Origin of the sequence: Algoriphagus formosus, from assembly GCF_002807035.1 — a bacterium.
Taxonomy (GTDB): Bacteria; Bacteroidota; Bacteroidia; order Cytophagales; family Cyclobacteriaceae; genus Algoriphagus; species Algoriphagus formosus.
In genome coordinates this window covers 1891806-1911933 of sequence record NZ_NIUC01000002.1, presented here as the reverse complement: position 1 = coordinate 1911933, position 20128 = coordinate 1891806, and the positions used below count along the sequence as shown (strand labels likewise).

General features: G+C 42.8%; 13 protein-coding genes and 1 pseudogene. 4 read left to right on the top strand and 10 right to left on the bottom strand.

Going from position 1 to position 20128, the window contains the following annotated elements; genetic code table 11:
- Nucleotides 1-70: 70 nt before the first annotated feature.
- Nucleotides 71-538, top strand: a complete 468-nt coding sequence (locus CDH51_RS14520) for a RidA family protein (protein WP_100629212.1) — start codon at nt 71-73, stop codon at nt 536-538.
- Nucleotide 539: 1 nt separating this feature from the next.
- On the opposite strand, the gene CDH51_RS14515 is transcribed toward CDH51_RS14520, so the two are convergent.
- The 7 genes from CDH51_RS14515 to CDH51_RS14485 all read right to left on the bottom strand — a co-directional run bounded on the left by CDH51_RS14515 (nt 540) and on the right by CDH51_RS14485 (nt 12931).
- The gene (locus CDH51_RS14515; RefSeq protein WP_100629211.1) at nt 540-1934 is read right to left on the bottom strand and encodes an MltF family protein; all 1395 of its coding nucleotides are present in this window, start codon (nt 1932-1934) and stop codon (nt 540-542) included.
- Between the two features lie 104 nt (nt 1935-2038).
- Nucleotides 2039-3376, bottom strand: coding sequence for a TolC family protein (locus tag CDH51_RS14510; RefSeq protein WP_100629210.1), 1338 nt, complete (start codon nt 3374-3376; stop codon nt 2039-2041).
- Nucleotides 3376-6438 (bottom strand): efflux RND transporter permease subunit, encoded by a 3063-nt coding sequence (locus tag CDH51_RS14505; RefSeq protein WP_100629209.1) that lies wholly within the window; start codon nt 6436-6438, stop codon nt 3376-3378. Before CDH51_RS14505 ends, CDH51_RS14510 begins: the two co-directional genes overlap by 1 nt.
- Nucleotide 6439: 1 nt before the next feature.
- Complete coding sequence (locus tag CDH51_RS14500; RefSeq protein WP_026947735.1) at nt 6440-7522, bottom strand: efflux RND transporter periplasmic adaptor subunit; 1083 nt, start codon at nt 7520-7522, stop codon at nt 6440-6442.
- 24 nt (nt 7523-7546) lie between these two features.
- Nucleotides 7547-8329 carry an alpha/beta fold hydrolase gene (locus CDH51_RS14495; RefSeq protein ID WP_026947734.1) on the bottom strand — a complete coding sequence of 261 codons (783 nt, stop codon included), beginning with the start codon at nt 8327-8329 and terminating at the stop codon, nt 7547-7549.
- 179 nt (nt 8330-8508) lie between these two features.
- Nucleotides 8509-9576, bottom strand: coding sequence for a DUF481 domain-containing protein (locus tag CDH51_RS14490; RefSeq protein ID WP_100629208.1), 1068 nt, complete (start codon nt 9574-9576; stop codon nt 8509-8511).
- Nucleotides 9577-9661: 85 nt separating this feature from the next.
- Nucleotides 9662-12931, bottom strand: a complete 3270-nt coding sequence (locus CDH51_RS14485) for a TonB-dependent receptor (protein ID WP_100629207.1) — start codon at nt 12929-12931, stop codon at nt 9662-9664.
- Nucleotides 12932-13262: 331 nt separating this feature from the next.
- Between CDH51_RS14485 and CDH51_RS14480 the strand changes: the two genes are divergently transcribed.
- Nucleotides 13263-13952 (top strand): lysoplasmalogenase, encoded by a 690-nt coding sequence (locus tag CDH51_RS14480; RefSeq protein WP_100629206.1) that lies wholly within the window; start codon nt 13263-13265, stop codon nt 13950-13952.
- Nucleotides 13953-13956: 4 nt separating this feature from the next.
- Here the strand turns inward: CDH51_RS14480 and aspS are convergent, their stop codons facing one another.
- Nucleotides 13957-15711 carry an aspartate--tRNA ligase gene (gene aspS / locus CDH51_RS14475; RefSeq protein WP_100629459.1) on the bottom strand — a complete coding sequence of 585 codons (1755 nt, stop codon included), beginning with the start codon at nt 15709-15711 and terminating at the stop codon, nt 13957-13959.
- Nucleotides 15712-15947: 236 nt separating this feature from the next.
- On the opposite strand from aspS, the gene CDH51_RS14470 reads away from it, so the two are divergent.
- Both CDH51_RS14470 and CDH51_RS14465 read left to right on the top strand, forming a co-directional pair.
- Entirely contained in the window at nt 15948-17264 is a 1317-nt protein-coding gene (locus CDH51_RS14470) for a peptidoglycan DD-metalloendopeptidase family protein (RefSeq protein ID WP_100629205.1), read from the top strand.
- 94 nt (nt 17265-17358) lie between these two features.
- Entirely contained in the window at nt 17359-17778 is a 420-nt protein-coding gene (locus CDH51_RS14465) for a DUF2059 domain-containing protein (RefSeq protein WP_100629204.1), read from the top strand.
- A gap of 38 nt (nt 17779-17816) precedes the next feature.
- Here CDH51_RS14465 and CDH51_RS14460 read toward each other — a convergent pair whose 3' ends face one another.
- The gene (locus tag CDH51_RS14460) at nt 17817-18410 is read right to left on the bottom strand and encodes a gluconate 2-dehydrogenase subunit 3 family protein (RefSeq protein ID WP_100629203.1); all 594 of its coding nucleotides are present in this window, start codon (nt 18408-18410) and stop codon (nt 17817-17819) included.
- A 3-nt stretch (nt 18411-18413) separates the two neighbouring features.
- Nucleotides 18414-20120 (bottom strand): annotated as a pseudogene (locus tag CDH51_RS14455) (GMC oxidoreductase).
- Between the last annotated feature and the right edge of the window lie 8 nt (nt 20121-20128).

Genomic DNA, 20128 nt, shown 5'->3' with positions numbered 1-20128 from the left:
CAAATAGTTAGAATATCTGAATCATCTATACTAAATTCAACTTGGACTTAGAAAATCAAAAACTAATCATATGAATTCGGCAGAAGCAAATCTAAAAAAACTAGGGCTTGAACTCCCTCCTGCACCCAAACCTCTTGGAGTGTATAAGCCATTCCTGATCGATGGGAAATACCTTCATCTTTCCGGTCATGGGACAGTCAAATCAGACGGCACTTTAATTATCGGCAGAGTGGGTGAAGACTTGGATACCGAGCAGGGAAAACTAGCAGCAAGACAAGTTGGTCTAGCTATGCTTGCCACGATCAAAGCTAACTTGGGAAGTCTGGACCGGGTAAAGCGCGTGATCAAAGTCTTGGGTATGGTCAACTGCGTACCCCACTTTGAAAAGCACCCTTATATCATCAATGGATGTAGTGAGCTTTTCGCAGAAATATGGGGAGAAGATAATGGAATCGGTGTTCGTTCTGCAGTGGGAATGGGATCATTGCCCGATAATATCCCTGTAGAAATTGAGGCGCTGTTTGAGCTAAAAGAATAAGTTAAGGCTCAACCAAAGCCTTGTAGGATTCAAATACGCTTAGGATATCCCGTACATAGTTTACAGCCAGATGCCCCTTGGCAAATCCACTTCGGACCAGGGGATCCAAGTAATATTCCGGATCGCTTTTGAGGGCTAAATATTCTGCGACCTCTTCCCAAGTCTGGGTGTTGGCTCCGTATTTCAGGGCTAATCTCCACGCATCTTCGACGTGTCCGTGACCAATATTATAGCTGGCTAAAATAAACTTGATTCGCTCATTTACCTCAGGGACTCGCTCCAACCAAAACTTATCCAAATACCTCAGGTATCGAACTCCTCCTCTAAGAGATTCGATCGGATCATTTGGATTTTCGACCCCAAATCGCTCTAAGGTCACAGGCATCAACTGAAGTAAGCCTTGGGCTCCAGCGTAAGAAGTGGCTGCCGTATCAAAGCGAGACTCTCGGTATACCAAAGAAGCCAAAAGTCTCCAGTCCCAACCCAATTCCCGGGCGCCTTCTTTGATCAATTCATCAAAGACCGAAATACGATTGCCCGCCAAAGATGAAAAAGGACTTGTAGATCGGTAATAACTATTCTTGGAATTCAGGAAATACTTGGAATAGAGAATAGGAATCAACTTTTTTTCATTTTCCTCGATCCATGTATTCACAGCTCCAAGAAGCTGAGGAGAGTTTTTCCGAACAAGCCAGCCCACTTCTTTGGCCTCAGATATCTTCCAAGAGATATTCAGTCCATCGAAATAGGTGGCATTTGCTCTCGCAATATTTTGATCAGCTACCGTCCAACGAATTTCCTCCGAAACAACTTTCTCGATCAGTGTTTCCTCGTGAAGCTTAGATTCTTCAATGGTAAAATTCACATTCAAGGAGTCCTTGATATTACAAAGTTGAGACTTGTAGATAGTTCCTTTTCTGACATAGATGGTATCACCCTCCAAGTCTTCCCAACTCTGAATACGAGGCGAATTGGTTGACCCAACCAAGACGGTGTTGATGGTTCCTAATGGCTTAGAAAAATTTCCTTTCTGAAACCTCAAAGAATCAAACTCAAGATTCATGGCGATCAAATCCACTCCTCCGGAATTCAATTGATCAAAGGCTTCATCAATTTCAGTGAGGACTTTGATTTCAAGACCCAGCTCCAATTCTTCGCTAAGATCACGGAGCATCTCATACTCGTACCCCATCATTCTACCTCGGTAGATGTAGTATCCCGTCGAATTATTATCAACAGCAACCCGTAAAGTTCCTCGATTTTTGATCCCCTTGAGATCTAGAAAATAAGATGGCTCATCTTCAGGGGAAGGGAAATACTTTTCTAAAAAGGTGCACTGAACCCCAAATAAGCTAAGAATTAGAAAGGTACTAATGATTCGAAAGGCTTTGTACATACAAGAGAGATCAACTCTCAGTTGGTTCGAAAAGCCTGATAGTCAAATGGTATGCCAAAATACAATTTGGCCATCTGTACGCGGATACCGATGAAGTTTAAAAATTAGTTCAGAGGCAATTGATCAGAGCTATTTTCAAAATAAATTTTCCCTGATAGACGCATGAGTTCTATTTCCTGCTCTTTGATATTGTAAATGGAAGTGATCAGTCTGTTTTCTGCTGTCAACAAATTGACCTGCGCATCCCGAAACTCCAAATACGAGGCTATACCCAATCGAAACCGCTCCAATGCTATCTCACTACTTTCCTTGGCCACGGCATAGTTTCTCTGCTCGATTTCCAGAAGCTCCCGATTGTTCATATAGGTATTAAATGCCCGGTAGAGGTCTGATTTCAGCTGAATTTCGAATTGATCCACCGTGTAATTCTGAATACGTTGCTGCACCTTGGCATTTTGAATTCGACGGTTGAGTGCAAATCCAGAAAAGAGATTGAAGGAAATATTGCCCCCGTAATTAAAACCGGATCGTTGGTTTTGAATCAAAAATCCCGCATCTGAATTGAAGGTGTTATTTGCATAGTTAGCATTTAGGTTGATCGCTGGAAGTCTTGCGACTTGAAGCTCTCGGAGCTGTAAGAAGGCTACGTTTTCCTGTCGCTGGGTGATAAGCCACTGCTTATTTTGAAGCAAAGCATTTTCTTCCAAATCCAGCAATCTCAATTCATCACCAACCGTAATCGTGTCATTGACGAAAAATTTAACACCAGGCTCAAGAGCCATCAGTTCATTGAGATTAATCCGGGCAGCTTCGATTACCTGGGATTGACTTTTCAGTAGACTCAAATCCGTGTTATAATCGACTTCTGCAGTCAGAAAATCCCTTTTTCCTGCACCACCCAATTCATATTGGGCTTGCGCAATATCCAATCTTGCCTGACTGAGTTCGAGCGTGCGCTCCAAAACTTCATAACGCTGAAGCTCCAAAACCAATCGATAATAGGCTGTAGAAATCGCTGCTACGGTATTTTCAACCGCAACTTTTGCATCCAATTCAGAAATCTCAGCGAGTTGGCCAAGCCGCTTAATAGCCACCACTGCTTCTGGTCTAAAACCATAGATAGCAGCTACGGTGAAATTTTCAGAGCGGGATTTCGCTCCGAGAATCTCTCTAGGCGTTTCGGGATCACTAACGAATGTCTGGGTCACATCCTCATTGGCAAAGTTGCGTGTATAAATCGCATCCACCACCGGAAAGAAAGCAGACCAACCCAGACCAATTTCACCCTGTCGAAGACTGATCGTCTCCACGGCAATTTTGACCTGAAAATTATTCTCCAATCCTTGCTGAATGGCTTTTTCCAAATCCAGCGGTTCTTGGTCTTGTGCTAGTAAAGGCTGTGTCATCAGGCCTAAAATCAGGCCTATCAAAATTTTCTTCATCAGGTTCTTGCGAGTCTTGCTTCTTTAGAAGTCAGATATGTATAAATAGCTGGAATGACGAACAATGTCAAAATAGTAGCGAAAGTAAGTCCTCCGATTACGGCTGCGCCCATTGGCACCCTACTTTCCGCACCGGCTCCCAGTCCAAGAGCAATGGGGAGAATACCCAAAATAGTCGAAAGTGAGGTCATCAAGATCGGCCGGAAACGGGCGACTGCTGCTCCATAAATAGCCTCATTCACGGACAAGCCCTGTGCTTTCCGCTGATTGGCAAATTCCACAATCAGAATTCCGTTTTTGGTCACCAAACCAATAAGCATGATAATTCCGATCTGAGAGAAAATATTCAGTGTAAAGCCAAAAGACCATAAGGTCAAGAGCGCTCCAAATAATGCCAAAGGCACTGTAAACATGATAATCAGCGGATCTTTGAAGCTTTCAAACTGAGCAGAAAGCACCAAATAGATCAAGACCAATGCAAACAGGAACGCGAATATCAAGCTATTAGAACTCTCCCGGAATTCCTTTGAAGGTCCAGAAACATCGGTCGAAAAGCTATCATCCAGCACTTCATCTGCTACACGATCCATTTCCTCCAAACCATCACCAATGGTGTAGCCATCGGCTAAGTTTGCAGAGACGGTGGCTGATACAAATCGATTGAAACGGTAAAGTTGAGGTGGAGTACTTGTCTCAACAACCCTCACCAAATTATCCAACTGAACCAACTCCCCATTTTCAGCTCGGACATAGAGCATTCTTAGATTCAAAGGCTCATTTCGATCCTCGAGCTGCATCTCACCGACTACCTGATATTGCTTTCCATTCATAATGAAATAGGCAAAGCGCTGGCCTGAGTAAGATAATTGCAAGGTCCTGGCTATCTCTTGAACAGAGACACCAATATTTCTAGCTTTTTCACGATCGATTTCGATCTCAAGCTCAGGCTTGGTAAACTTCAAATTGATATCAGAGAAGATAAAGGCAGGACTTTGACCAACTTTTTCCATGAAGGGAGGGATGACCTCTTTCAACTTTTCAAGAGTTGGTGCCTGAAGGACATATTGAATAGGCAAGCCTCCTCGACGGTTACCAATTGCTTGAGGCTGCGAAGCAAATGCTCGGACAGCCGTATATCCAGCAAGCTTTTGGTTGACAGCAGTAAAGATCTCTTGCTGGGAACGGGTTCTATTTTCGGCATCACTCAGAATCAATCGCCCAAAACCCGAATTGGTACTGGCTGTTCCAAAGCCAGGTGAAGTTACAGAGATGATTCCATCTAACTCTTCTTCTGGAATAGTGGCCTTAAAATCAGCTACCATTTCATCAATTACTCGATCCATGTAGCCGAAGGTAGCACCTTCTGGACCCGACATATTAATTCGGATTTCACCTCTATCTTCTGTTGGCGTCAGTTCTGAAGGGATTTCATTGAACATCCAATAAATCCCAAATCCCATTACTCCAATCAAGAGAAAAGCAATCCATCTCACCTTGAAAAATTGACTCAATAAGGCATCGTATCCATCGTTGAGCCATACGAAAATTGGTTCTGTCTTATTGTAAAACCAATTATGCTTTTCTCGACGCTTTAGCAATTTTGAGCTCAACATCGGGGTCATAGTCAAGGCCACAAAAGATGAAATGATTACGGCTCCTGCTACTACAATTCCGAACTCTCTAAATAGCCTTCCGGTCGTTCCGGTTAGGAAAATCACTGGCAAGAATACTGCTGCTAGTGCAACCGTAGTCGCAATTACCGCAAAGAAGATTTCTTCAGCGCCCTTGGCTGCTGCATCTTGCGGTTTTTCGCCCTTCTCTATTCGGGCGTAGATATTCTCCAGCACTACAATCGCATCATCTACTACCAATCCAATTGACAGTACAATCCCCAACAAAGTCAAAACATTGATGGAGAAATCCAGCAAATACATGATAAAGAATACCCCAATCAGCGAGATCGGAATAGTCAGTACGGGGATAAAGGTAGTTCTCCAGTCTCTTAAGAACAGGAAGATGATTGCAACTACCAGGATGAAGGCAGTGATGATGGTTTCCTGTACCTCAGAAATCGAATCTCTGATGTACTGCGTAGAATCAAAACCAATCTGCAAACCTACATCTGCCGGCAAGTCTTTTTTGATAAATTCTAATCTTCTGTAAAACTCATCGACGATTTCAATATTGTTAGATCCTGGCAATGGAACCAAAACTACGCCGACCATCGGAACTCCGTCACGCTTGAGGACAGTTCGCTCATTGAGAGCTGCCAATTCCGCCTTTCCTACATCCTGAAAACGAACAATATTATTCTGATCTTCTTTGATGATCAGTTGATTGAATTCCTGTGGCGTGGAAAGTCTACTTTTTGTTCGGACAGACAGTTCAATGGTTTCTCCTTCTATTCGTCCTGATGGCAATTCTACGTTTTCAGACTGTACTTTCTGCAAAACATCCAGTGGAGTGATTCCATAAGAAGCCATTTTCAAAGGATCCATACGGAGCCTGATGGCATACTCTTTTTCACCCCAGATTTGAACTCTGCTGACTCCTGGAATGGTTTGAAGTCTTTCTTTGAAAATATTATCAGCAATATCCGAAAGCTCCAAAAGGGTCCGCTCGTCACTTTTGACATTCAAAAATACAATGGGTTGAGAGTCCGCATCAGCCTTGGATACGACGGGAGGTTCGGCATCAGGAGGTAGGTTTCGCTGGGCACCCGCCACTTTATCTCGCACGTCATTGGCAGCAGCTTCCAAATCCGCTCCCACATCAAACTCAACTGTGATGCTACTGGATCCATCATTACTGGTCGAAGTCAGGGATTTGATCCCCTGAATACCATTAATGGCCTCTTCTAGCGGTTCAGTGATTTGTGCTTCAATCACATCGGCATTGGCACCCACATAATTTGTCCGCACACTAATTACAGGCGGATCTACACTGGGAAACTCCCGAATACCTAAAAGTGAAATCCCAATAGAACCAAAAAGTAGGATGATCAGGGACATCACGATGGCCAAAACCGGCCTATTAATACTTAAATTGGATAAGCTAGCCATCTTAGTTGATTTGTGTGTATTCTACAGGCATTCCTTGTCGCGCCTGAAGGACTCCCGTGGCAAGGACGAGATCTCCCTCTTCCAGACCACTGACTATTTGTACTTGAGTATCTGTCCGGGTGCCTATTTCGACTACTCGCTCTTGAGCTTTATTTTCAGCATCCACCACATATACTTTATAACCTTGCAACTCCGGAATCACGGATTCTGCAGGTACCATCAATGCATCTTCTGTCTCTCCTAGAATAAAGCGAATTCGCACATACATTCCTGGAAGAAATAAATTATCCTTATTAGGGCTTTGAGCCCTTAGTTTCATCGTTCGGGTAGCCGCATCAATCTGAGGCTCGAATGCGTAAACAGTTCCTTCAAATTCTTTTTCGGAAGATTCATTGGTAAAGTAAATCGGAGCCCCTACTTCAACCTGATTGCTGTATCGCTCAGGGATGGAGAAATCAATCTTTATCGGATCAATATTCACAATATTTGTGATGATATCAGCTGTTCCGATCACGCTTCCTTCAGATACTTCCCTCAGGCCAAGAATTCCATCAAAAGGCGCTCGAATGATTCGCTTTGCGAGTTGGGCTTCGACCAGTTTGATATCAGAAATAGTTGTATTAAACTGATTCAAAGCGATATCATATTCTTCCTGACTGATTGCTTCTCTTTCTAGAAGTTGCTTTTGACGATTCTCTTGAGTTTCGTAAAGCTTTTGAGTGTATTGAAGGCGTTGATATTGAGCCTGCAACTCATCATCATCCAAGTAAAGAAGTGGCGTACCCTTTTTTACATATTGTCCTTCTTTGAAGGCTATTCTAGTGACCAAGCCGGACACTTCAGGACGAATGCTTACCGACTCATTAGCTAGAATGCTACCTGTCACCTGAAGCTGACTGGTGAGGGTCTCTCTTTGAAGCTTAACCACCTTCACAGGTAGGGCAGAAGGCTGTCCAGGACCTGCTCCCGCAGACGCTACAGAAGTGTCGTTTGACTTTCTGAGGTCAAGTCTTGGGTACAAAATTGCTGCGGCCACTACGAGAAGAATGACTACAAAAAGGATGATTTTTGTCTGCTTGTTCATACAGAAAAGTACTGGATTTGATTATTAGTTTATACTCTTAAGGAAAGCCATTGAATGCTGATTAAATTCTGCAGGGCGCTCCACATTTACGACATGCCCGCAAGTTTGGAGAATCTTAAGACTGGCATTTTTATGTTCTTTGACGATTTTTTTCACAGGTTCCAAAAACATGATATCCTGATCTCCCATCACATATAAAGTTGGGATTTTTATTTCTACTTCTTTGAAATATCGAAGTAGCGGATTGATATCTGCGGTCAATTTAAACCATCGGATAAATTCCTTTTGACAAAGCTTCTTTGCTTCCCGGATAAATAAATTCCGGGATTCAGTGTGCTGCTTCCTAGGAAGAATGACGTATGCAAACAAACTATAAAGCCACATGTATGGAATTACCTTTTTGAATGTATTTCCCAAGAATACCAAAACTCTTGATTTCGCATTGAGCCTAGTGACGGCACCTGCCAAAACCAATGATTTCACTCTTTCGGGCTCCATCTCTGCCAACTGTCTTGCCAGAATGGTACCTAGTGACACCCCCATGAAATGTGCAGGAGGCATTTTCAAATGATCCAAGACTTCAATAACATCCTGCGTAACATCTTCAAAGGTGTACTCCTTCTGATATATGGCCTGCGGCAAGTTGGTAGACTTCCCATGTCCTCTCAGGTCAATGAGCAATAGATTAAACTCTTCCCGAAAATCCTTGATCTGCTTATACCAAACCACCGAAGAGCCTCCGGCCCCATGGATAAAGACCACCCATTCGTCAGATTTGGGATTCGGATATCTTTTGTAGTGTAACATGAAGGCTAAACTCGGATAGACCTAGCTTGGTTCAATTACACAAAAGTATCCACAATCAACTAGAATAAATTGCGAAAAACATACTGAAGGCAGATGGCTTCGACCAAAGGAAAAAATCAAGGATGTTTATTGATTCGAATTGAAACAATAACACAGAAAAGGTCGATTGATTCATTAAATCACAAACTCCAACCTACTGTAGTCTGTATAATATAATCGAGGGTGGTTGCTGATTCTACGGGCTGATTATCAAAGTTGACAGTAGTTCCAAGGTTGATATAAAAATCAGACAAGAATTCATATTTGATATCCAACTTAAAATCCGCCCTGAATCGACCTTTTTCAGTTAAGCTAGGGTAAGTGGTCAGATTACTTAGCAATTTCAGATCACCAATATCATAAAGACTTACTTCCGCCCCTAAAAAGGACTCGCCGGACCTCTTTCCAGGACTATCGTCCAAAAATTGTTCATTGTTTAAGTTGACCCCAGCCTGAAAACCAAAATAAGACTTATTCGTCCTGACCACATATTTACCAATACCGATCTTATTTCCGACTCGAGAAGCTATCAACTGTTCTGTATTCGACAGGTAAGTCAAATCATAAATTAAAAAATAGTCCTTTTGAAGAAAGTACACATAGGAGATATTCCCATCAGCCCTTCTTACTGGCTCAGTTTCATCTTGAGTGGAGCGGAGGCCATTAAATGATGATCCAAATTTCCATCGATCAGCCAAATAACCCAAACCGCTTCGGAGATTGACAGTCCGTAGATTATTGGCTCTGGTCAGGCTCCACCCAAAATCAATATTTGCCGATAACCTACTCCAAAAGCCTTCATCCAAGGCATTCAAATAAACAATGTCATAAATGGGGACAATGATTGATTCTGAGCCCTCAGAATCTTTTGAAATCTGTTTCTTCTTTAGCCTAATCAGGGATTCCGGATCATAAAAAGTGATCTTTACTTCACTTTCTGACACACTCCTTATTTTTCCATTAAATCTCCTTCCATCCACTAAGGTTATCAAAAAGTTTGTCCTAGATTGGATTTTTACAATTTCCTCCCATTCAGCCTTAAAATCACTGTCAGAGTAATCCGTCTCTATGATGATTACTCCTCGATCCATACTTTTTATTTCTCCGATGATGAGATTTTTATTCTTAAAAACCAGCGAATCCGTTTGAGCATTCGCCCAATTAATTGCTACTGAAAGTAAAAAAATCAACAAAAGTAAATGCCTCATCTTTTGAAAGTTTTGATTCTATAATGATGCAAAATAAAAAAAGCACCTTTTTCAAGGTGCTTTTTATTATAGGAATCTGTCAGAATTAATTGAATATGTATCGAATACCCACTTGCATTCTCCAAGTATCACCCAATGAAGTGGTAGTACGGAAAGTCTCAGTTGGGAAGTCAGAAGTTCCAGGAACTGTATTCAATCTGTAAACTGGCTCACCAGCATCATTTGTGCCTCTGTAGTTTAATAGGTTATCTTGGAAGGCAAACTTCTGGATACCCCACTCAGAGTTGAACATGTTACCGATGTTCAAGATATCAATAGATAATTGCAATCTATTTTTCTTGTCATTAGTAAAGATCAAATCCTGAGTGAATCGAAGATCGAATCTGTTAACAAATGGTCTCAATGCTCCGTTTCTTTGAGCAACAGAACCTCTGTTTGCACTTAGATACTCATCTTGGTCAATGTATGCATCAAGCAATGTAGCTTGCTCAGCTGCAGTCACTGTTCTACCTCCTAGCGTGAATTCTTGGAAGTTCAACTCGTTTGCAGAGTTAGGAATATACATCAATCGGTCAGATGCATCTCCAAAGTTTCCAGAGTAAGTATAAGAGAATCGGCCTGCATCAGCACCTTCATAGAACAAGGTGATAGTAGAAGTTTCTGTTTGGTAAGAAATCGTACCGATCACACGGTTTGGAACATCGAATCCAGCAAAGCTCAACTCAGGGTTGTTTCTGTCAGACTGAACAGTAGCTGGCCACAAAGAGATCGCTTGAGATCCACCCGCTGCATCCAAATCTTGAGATCTAGATCTAGTGTAAGCAACCATAGCAGAGAAACCATTTTCAAACTCCTTCTGCAATTGAGCAGTGATAGAGTAGTAGTTAGCATTTCTTCTAGCATTGGTCAGATAGAATACATTTCGGAAATCAGGATCATTGGAATAGTTAGTATTATTCCAGAAAGGACGCTGATCTGGTCCGTTAAGTGTACCGTCAGGAGTACGAACTACTGGGTTGTAAGCAATCGGAGTAGTTACATCTCTAGAGTAGATAAATTCAGCAGTACCGATGATTCCGAAAGGAAGCACTTGATCGATTGCCAAGTTGGTTCTCCAAACCTGAGGAAGCTTGAAGTCACGGTCTGTCAAGTTCAATTCGTTAGAAAGAGACTGTCCAGGATTCTCAGGATTTCCGAAAGTTACATCTGGATTGAATACGTAGTTAGGTCCGAAAGCCTCAGCTACTTCATCACCTTCATATCCAAGTCCACCTCGAACTACACCTGAACCGTTTACTTGGTTAGAAAGCCATACGAATGGAATACGACCTGAGAAGATACCTGTACCACCACGTACTTGAGTAGTTCTGTCACCTTTAGCATCCCAGTTGAAACCAACACGTGGAGACCAAAGAGGATTCACTTTAGGGAATGTACTTACGTCTGGAGTGATTGTACCGTCAGGAGTTTCAAACGTCTTGTTCAAGTTATCCAACAACTGGTTTCTTGGAATATCGATTGGATAGAATGGGAAGTCTACACGAAGACCACCAGTCACTTTCAATTTAGATGTTACTTGGTATTCATCCTGTACATAGATACCAAACTGTCCAAATCGAGTCTGATCGGTTGGAGGCGTGGTAGATCCGTCTAGGGCAAAGCTTTTTGCGAAAGCATCTGGATATGCTCCAGGAGTTCTGTTGATAACTGATTCAACGAATGAATCATAGCTGTTGAATCGGTAGAAACCGTTGAATACAGGGTTGAACGCGTTGTCAAAGGTCATGTATTCGAAGTTAGCTCCGAATGTATAGGTATGCTTTCCTTTGTATAGGGAGAAGTTGTTGGTTACGTTGAAGATATTGTTTTCCAACAAGTTACCTACAGTAAACAATTCATTACCTACAGAGGTGTAGTAAAGCAAGTTACCTGAAGCATCTGGCTCCAAAATCTCGATGAATGGGAAAGCCTGTCCACCTGGGATACCACGCTTAGGATCTGTGATGGATGTGAAACCAATGTTGAATTGGTTTGACATGTTAGCTCCGATTCTGGAGTTCAATTCAGCTACCCAAGACTGTACATTTCTGTCGTTGGTGTAGTTGGTGTTACGGAAGTTCATCGCTTCAATACCTGTTCTAGAAGTATTTCTGAATCGGGTAGAGATGAAACGGATAGAGTTTCCGTTGGTACGCACGTCTGTGAAAGCCGTGTAGTTGTTGTATCTCACTGACAATTTGTGATTGTCATTGATGTTAAAGTCCAATCTTGCGTTGAAACGCTCCTGCTCAGAAGCAAAAGGATAGTTTTCGTAAGGACCAGTTTCGTAGTCATAAAGAGAACGCAACTGATTGCTGATGAAATCAAGATCAGAAGCAGGAACTCTGGAAACTGTCAAACCATCAGGCTCTAAACCTGGACGGGCAGCTACTTTCGTGTAACTTGGTACAGCTTCAGTTTCTGTTTCGTAAGAAACGAAGAAGAACAATTTGTTCTTAATGATTGGACCACCTAAACGGAAACCTACGATTTCGTTTTTAGAGTCATCCACTGGCAATCTTGTCTCACCTACTTTATCACCGATCATTTGATCGTTTCTCAAGTAGTAGTAAGCAGATCCAGAAAATTCGTTAGTACCTGACTTAGTAATAGCATTTACAGATGCTCCGGTAAATCCTGCCAAACGCACATCGTAAGGAGCCAAGTTGACTTGAACTTCTTCGATCGCATCTAGGGAGATTGGGTTAGATCCGGCAAACTGACCTGATCCAAGTCCGAAGTTGTTGTTGTAAATGTTACCGTCAATGGTGTAGTTATTGAATCGGCTAGAAGTACCGGCAAATGAAGTTCCGTTAGACTGAGGAGTCAAACGGGTAAAGTCATTGATGTTACGGTTGATTGTTGGAAGAGAGTTGATTTTATCTCCTGTCAAGTTCAAAGCCGCACCGGTTTTATCAGCATTCATGATCGCATCTTGGGAGGCGATTACTTCGATTGCTTCCAATTCCAATCCATCAGAAAGAGATGCATTCAGGGTATAAGTCTGACCTAGACCCAAAACGATTCCTTCGAATAGACGATCTTCGAATCCCACAAAGGTGATTCGTACTGTGTAAGGTCCACCTACACGCATGTTTGGAAGTACAAATCGACCTTCCAAGTTACTCACTGCCCCGTAACGGGTACCGGATGGCTCGTGTGTCGCGACAATGTTGGCACCTGGAAGTGGTTCGCCTGATACTTCAGTCACCACCCCTTGGATGTTACCTGTCGTCACACCTTGTGACATTGCCCATGTGCTGCTGAATACCAGCAAAAGAACAGTCACTAAGTTTTTGAGTAAATTTTGCCTCATGTTTTTTTGGTTTAGTAAAAGTTGGTTTTATCAATTACAGCGCAAAGGTAATTTTGACATACTTCTTTGCGGGGTACTCTGTGTTAATTTTTACTGCGCAAATTTAGCATTTATTAACATTTCCTTAACATTGGGTCAGAATAAATATTCGATAAAACATCAAATTCTATCAGTTTTTAATTTTTTATTCTGATTTATGCCATTTTTTAAAATTTTATATTTATCTGATGGAAATTAGTCAAATATTATTTCTCTGTGATCGCCTTAACTGATGTAAGACTTATTTTCTATTTTCACCTCTTCAAATCCTGACATTAAATCCTCACCTAGCTTGAAAAACAAAAACATACTCTGGCTTTACCTCTTTTTGTTCGCATCGATGGCAGACTTTGCACTGATTATCAAAGGCCTTGATGAGGCACGAATTTATTCCAAACCATTGATAGTCACAAGTTTGATTATCTATTTTTACCTAATCACAAAACCAATTTCTTGGACATTACTTTCTAAAGCCATGATGGGAGCACTGATATTTTCACTCATTGGAGATGTCCTGCTACTATGGGAAAATTTGTTCATTTACGGATTAGGGGCCTTCCTCCTGGCTCAGGTTTGTTACATCATCGCTTTTAAGATCTCACAGCGAAACCCAAACCGGATTTTTAATGTGAATTTCATCCGAACGTTCTTTTTCAACCTGCCCATTTACATTGCTGCAGCTTTTGTCTATTTCCTGATTCACAATAATCTTGGTCCGCTAAAAATCCCCGTTGTCATCTACATTATCATCATCGTGAGTATGGTGACTACCGCTCGAGAACGATTTAAAAGAGTAAACCCCGACTCCTTTTGGCAGGTATTTGTCGGGGCTTGTTTTTTCTTTGTCTCGGATGGCATGATCGCTATCAACAAATTTTATTTTGAATTTCCTGAAGCTGGAATCATGATCATGGGTACTTATGTGATTGCTCAATTACTCATCGTCATGGGAATCCGATCCTACATCCTCAGACCTGAATGAAAGTCTATTTCTTCAAAGCGAGCTGAATAGAAAGTTCTTGCAGCTGCTCATCGGCAATGGTACTTGGCGAGTCAATCATCACATCTCTTCCTGAATTGTTTTTCGGGAAGGCAATGTAGTCTCGGATGGAATCAGAGCCTCCGAAGATGGCGCAAAGACGGTCAAAACCGAAGGCGATGCCGCCATGAGGAGGAGCTCCATACTCGAAAGCCTCCATCAAAAATCCAAACTGCTTTTGAGCTTCCTCATCGCTAAAGCCCAAATGCTTGAACATCAATTGCTGAGTGGCTCGGTCATGAATTCGAATAGAGCCTCCGCCTATTTCCACTCCATTGATTACCAAATCATATGCATTGGCCCGAACTTCTCCTGGATTGGAATCCAAAAGCGGGATATCCTCTTGCTTGGGAGAGGTGAATGGATGGTGCATGGCATGATATCGCTCCGTCTCCTCATCCCATTCTAGTAGAGGAAAATCTACGACCCAAAGAGGCTTGAAGACCGTTCTGTCACGAAGACCCAATTCTTCTCCCATTTTTAATCTAAGCTCAGAAAGCTGCTTTCTCACCACTTTCGTATCTCCGCTTAGAATGAGCATCAAGTCGCCGGGCTCCGCACCAAAAGCTGCTGCCCAAGCAGTCAAATCTTCCTGACCGTAGAACTTATCCACTGTGGACTTCAAAGACCCATCTGTATTATACTTGACATAGACCATGCCTTTGGCTCCGATCTGAGGTCTTTTCACCCATTCGGTCAAGGCATCCAATTGCTTGCGGGTGTATTCTGCAGCTCCCTTGGCACAGATACCTACTACCAACTCAGCCTGATCGAATATCCCAAAGCCTTTGCCCTTTGCAAGGTCATTCAATTCCACAAATCGCATATCGAAGCGAAGGTCGGGCTTATCATTTCCGTAAAATCGCATCGCATCGGTAAAGGTCATTCTTCCGACTTCCTCCAATTCTACTCCCTTTACCTCTTTGAATAAGTGTCTGGTAAGCCCTTCGAACATGGAAAGCACATCCTCCTGTGTCACGAAAGACATCTCGCAGTCGATTTGAGTAAACTCAGGCTGTCGATCTGCCCGAAGATCCTCGTCGCGGAAACACTTGACGATTTGGAAATAACGGTCAAAACCCGAGACCATCAAAAGCTGCTTGAAAGTCTGAGGAGATTGTGGCAAAGCATAGAATTCACCTGGGTTTACTCGGCTTGGCACAACAAAGTCTCGGGCGCCCTCTGGGGTCGATTTGATCAAAACGGGTGTTTCCACTTCGATAAACTGCGCTGCATCCATGTATTTCCGAGTCTCCTGCATCATGCGGTGGCGCAATTGAAGCTTTTGCCTGATTACATTCCGGCGCAAGTCCAGGTATCGATATTTCATCCGAAGATCGTCACCTCCATCAGTTTCATCCTCGATCAAAAATGGTGGAAGTTTAGCCGGATTCAAGACCTCGAGTTCCACTACCTTCACCTCAATGCTTCCTGTTGGGATTTTATCATTTTTAGATGTCCGCTCGATCACGGTACCTTTTGCCTGAATCACAAATTCGCGGCCTAGGGATCCGGCTTTATCAAGCAGTTCTTTGGCAGTAGAACCTTCCTCAAAAATCAACTGCGTCAATCCGTAGCGGTCCCGAAGGTCCACCCAAATCAAACCTCCCTTATTTCTTACTCGCTGAACCCATCCAGCAAGAGTGACTTGAGTATTGACATGGTCTAGGCGAAGTTCGCCGCAGTTGTGACTTCTATACATAGCAAAATTTGGTTTTGGACGCCAAAGATAAAAAATTGTGCTTTCGCCTATCATCTATTTGATGAGAATCAGGGCCAAGACTGAAAGATTTCGAGAGATTTGCGTTAAATAGCTGAAGGATTTGAAAAATTTGGCAAAACTATCCTTAGAAGGAATAGTTTTTGTTAAAAGACTTGGAGAAAATACATCATTTGATTTCCTTCGGATAGCATTCTATTCACCCCAAATTTCCCCTCATGAACAATAAATGGCTCGGACTTCTCGGACTTGCAATAATTTTAGCAGCATTCTATTACTTTTCAGACCGATCCAATACAGATATCGATACAAATCTCGATGATCAAATCACAGAAATCGACAGTCTAGCCGTCGATCCAAATGCTAAATTTCTCTACGGAATAGATGTTACTGGACTCAATATTATAGAGGGAACAGTAGCCAGAAATCAGACACTTGGTAGCATTCTTTCGCCATTTGAAGTTCCCTATCAAATTATCGATGAGCTAGCCAAAAAATCCAAAGAAATTTTTGATGTAAGAAACATCGCTTTCAATAAGAATTTTAAGCTGATCACGGCCGAAGATTCCACTTCAGTAAAGCCACGTTATTTTATCTACGAACCCAATGCTGCCGAATATGTAGTCTTTGACCTGGACAGTTTGGAAATCTACAAAAAGGAAAAGCCGGCGGAAATCCGTACCCGTGAGATTGGCGGGGTGATCCAAACTTCGCTTTATGTAGACATGATCGAAAAAGGTGTCGGCCCAGATCTGATCGACTTATTCGCAGATTTATACGGATGGTCTGTCGATTTTCAGCGTTTGCAGAAAGGTGATAAATTCAAGGTCGTTTTTGATGAAAAATTTGTAGAAGATCAATCCGTCGGGGTAGTAGGCATTCAAACAGCCTATTTCGAGCACATGGGCGAACCTTATCATGCAATTCCTTTCGAGCAAAATGGAGAAATGAACTTCTTTGATCAGGAAGGCAACAGCTTGAAAAAGGCCTTTCTTCGCGATCCTTTGAAGTATTCCCGAATAAGCTCACGATACAATCTTCGACGATTCCATCCGGTACAAAAACGCTACAAACCACACCTTGGTACAGACTATGCAGCGCCTCGAGGCACAGAAATCCGAACTGTAGGCGATGGCACAGTAGTCGAAGCGGGCTATAGCCGAGGAAACGGCAATTATGTCAAAATCAAACATAATGGCACCTACTCTACGCAGTACCTCCACATGTCCAAAATTGGTAAAGGCATCAAAAAAGGGAGTAGAGTTCGTCAAGGCCAAGTGATAGGATATGTGGGAAGCACAGGTTTGGCAACAGGCCCGCATCTTTGTTTCCGTTTTTGGAAGCATGGAAAGCAAGTAGATTGGCTTCGCGAAAAAATCCCACCATCCGAACCTATTCTAGCAGAAAACAAGGATGCTTTTGAGCTGGTGAAAAGAGATGCTATTCAAGTTTTGGCAGCGATATCCGTGGAAGGTGAATCGGAAAAGACTTTAGCGTCCAACCAAAAGATTCAGCCAGGAGTAGCAGGCGAATAAAGGCCTAGAAAAATTTTCAAACTTATTCTTTAGAATTTAAAAGTTTTTCGGTAATTAGCCGATCTAACTATACCTATCTTTTAACATCCTATTTATGAAAAAACTAGTCTTTTCCCTTGCCTTATTTTGTTTAATACTACCAAACATCTCAAAGGCTCAATCCAATGAAACCGTCAACCAATTGATGGAAGTCATGCAAATATCTGAGTCCATGAGTGGAATGGTGGACATGATGAAGCAAAATCCAGCATTCTCTTCATCTGTACCGGCAGATTTTTGGGATGAATTCAAAGCGGAAATAACTTCCGACGAACTGATTGCCGAAGTCGCAGAAGTTTACAAAAAATACTACACAGAGGAAGAAATGCTTCAGTTGATTGAGTTTTACTCCTCTCCTATCGGAAAGAAAACTTTGGAGATCACCCCTCAACTATCCGGAGAGACCATGCAAATTGGTCAGCGATACGGAATGCAGGTATTCCAAAAACTGATGGAAAAATCAGGCACAGAATAACTAGAAAACCAAAGCCGAGTTTTGCCCGGCTTTGATTTTTATAAACTCCAAGTATTTCCTACCTCTGAAAGCGGCATACAGCCCCGATACTCACCTGGAATTGGATCATAACTGAGAACATTTTTTCCGATTTCTTCCGAACTGAAATAGGCCCAAAGCACCGTGGACTTTAAGCTTCGATAGAAACCGACTGGTTCACGAGGACCAACAGATCCACCCCAGACGGTTTTGGGAAATTTAGGCGAATTGGCTTCATGCTCTTCGAAAACCGCTTTCTTATCCCCTTCAGACAAATCGGCGAAGACTTTTCCATATTTCGCCTTGCAATCTGAATTGAATTTTTCGATATCAGCAACTACCTGCTTCTGACTCGCCTCATCATAGGTTTTGGCATACATCAGATCAATAAAAATATCAGCTTTGACATCTAATCCACCCGGTGTTTCGGTTTTTGGCAAAAGGAAATCCACAAAAGAGGACAAAAATCTCGAATGGTCTTCTGATAGAAACTGAGGAGTCCAGGTCAATCGGTCCTGCTGCGCACAGGACTGTAACAAGCTCAGTAAAGTAGGAGCTCCGGCAGCTGCTCCCAGTGCCAGTGCGGATTTTTTGAGTGCGTCGCGTCTGTTCATGGCTTAGAGGTTCATTTTTTTGAGTTCGGATACGGCATGATTGGCAGCTCTTGCAGTGAGTGCCATGTAAGTCAAGGAAGGATTGACACAAGAGGAAGATGTCATGCATGCCCCATCTGTGACAAAGACATTTTCACATCCATGCACTTGATTGTTGCCATTCAGAACAGAAGTTTTTGGATCTCTACCCATTCTGGCAGTTCCCATTTCATGGATTCCAAAACCCATCTCATGTTTATTGTCAAATTCCATGACATCTTTCAGCCCGGCTCGCTCGAGCATTTCCTTTGCATCCTGACGGGCCTGATCATTTAGCGCCAATTCATTGGCTTTCCATTCCGCATCGATGGAAAGGGTGGGTTGACCCCATTTATCCAAGACATCTTTATTGAGATACACCTGATTTTCATGGTAAGGAAGGCATTCCGAAAAACCTGTGATGAAAAACTCCCAAGGTCCCGGCTTCATCAGACCATCTTTGAAATCTCCTCCAAAAGCTTCCTGATTACTGCCTGCACCCCAACCGGCTCTGCCTCCTCCACCCTGGAAACCAAAGCCACGAACAAACTTGTCCGACTGCGGTCCATCTTTCAGATTGACATAGCGCGGAATATAGATTCCGTTCGGTCTGCGGCCTTTGTAATATTGATCTTCAAAACCTTCCACGGTACCCATAGCACCGACTCTATAAGTATGGTCCATCAAATTGTGACCTAGTTCTCCTGAGTCATTTCCCAATCCATTAGGGAATCGGCTGGAAGTAGAATTCATTAAAATCTGGGTGGTACTCAGCGTAGATGCGTTTACAAAAATGATTTTGGCTTTATAAACGATCTCCTCGCTAGTTTCGGCATCGATAATTCGTACCCCGGAGGCTTTCCCTTTTTGCTCGTCATAGACCACAGACTGCACGATAGAAAAAGGACGGATGGTCAAATTGCCGGTGGCATGGGCAGCGGGTAGCGTCACCGCATTGGAACTGAAATATGCTCCATAGGGACAACCTCGATCGCATCGGTTTCGGAACTGGCACTTGCCTCTCCCATTCAAAGGCTCGGTCAGATGAGCTACCCTTCCGATGATCATATTTCGGCCTTTGAAATCTTTCTCAATACGCTCCTTGACGTGTTTTTCCACACAATTCAGTTCCATCGGAGGCAAAAAATGAGAATCCGGCAACTGGGGTAAACCTATAGCTTCCCCACTGATTCCAGCGAATTTCTCCACGTAAGTGTACCATGGCTCAATATCCTTGTAACGAATCGGCCAATCGACCCCATGACCATCTTTAGCATTCGCTTCAAAATCGAGGTCTGACCAACGATAGGTTTGCTTTCCCCAAAGCAGGGATCGACCTCCTATTTGGTGAGCTCTCACCCACATAAATGGCTTGACTTCCGTGTAGGGATTTTCTAGATCATTGGCATGGAAATGTTCATTAAATGCTCCGATAAAACCAGAACGCCCGCCTTTGGGGTGCTTAGCTTTCTGCTCAGGAGTGAGTCCTCCACGGAGTTCGTGATCCCAAGGGTCCAAAGTCATGGTGGGATAATCCACCACATGCTCTACAATACGTCCCCGCTCAAGGACTAATGTTTTGAGTCAGGCTTCGCAAAGTTCTTTTGCTGCCCAGCCTCCACTAATTCCCGAACCGATGACAATGGCGTCGTAGGTTAGGTTTTTGTCGGCATCGATATTAAAATTGGCCATATTAATAG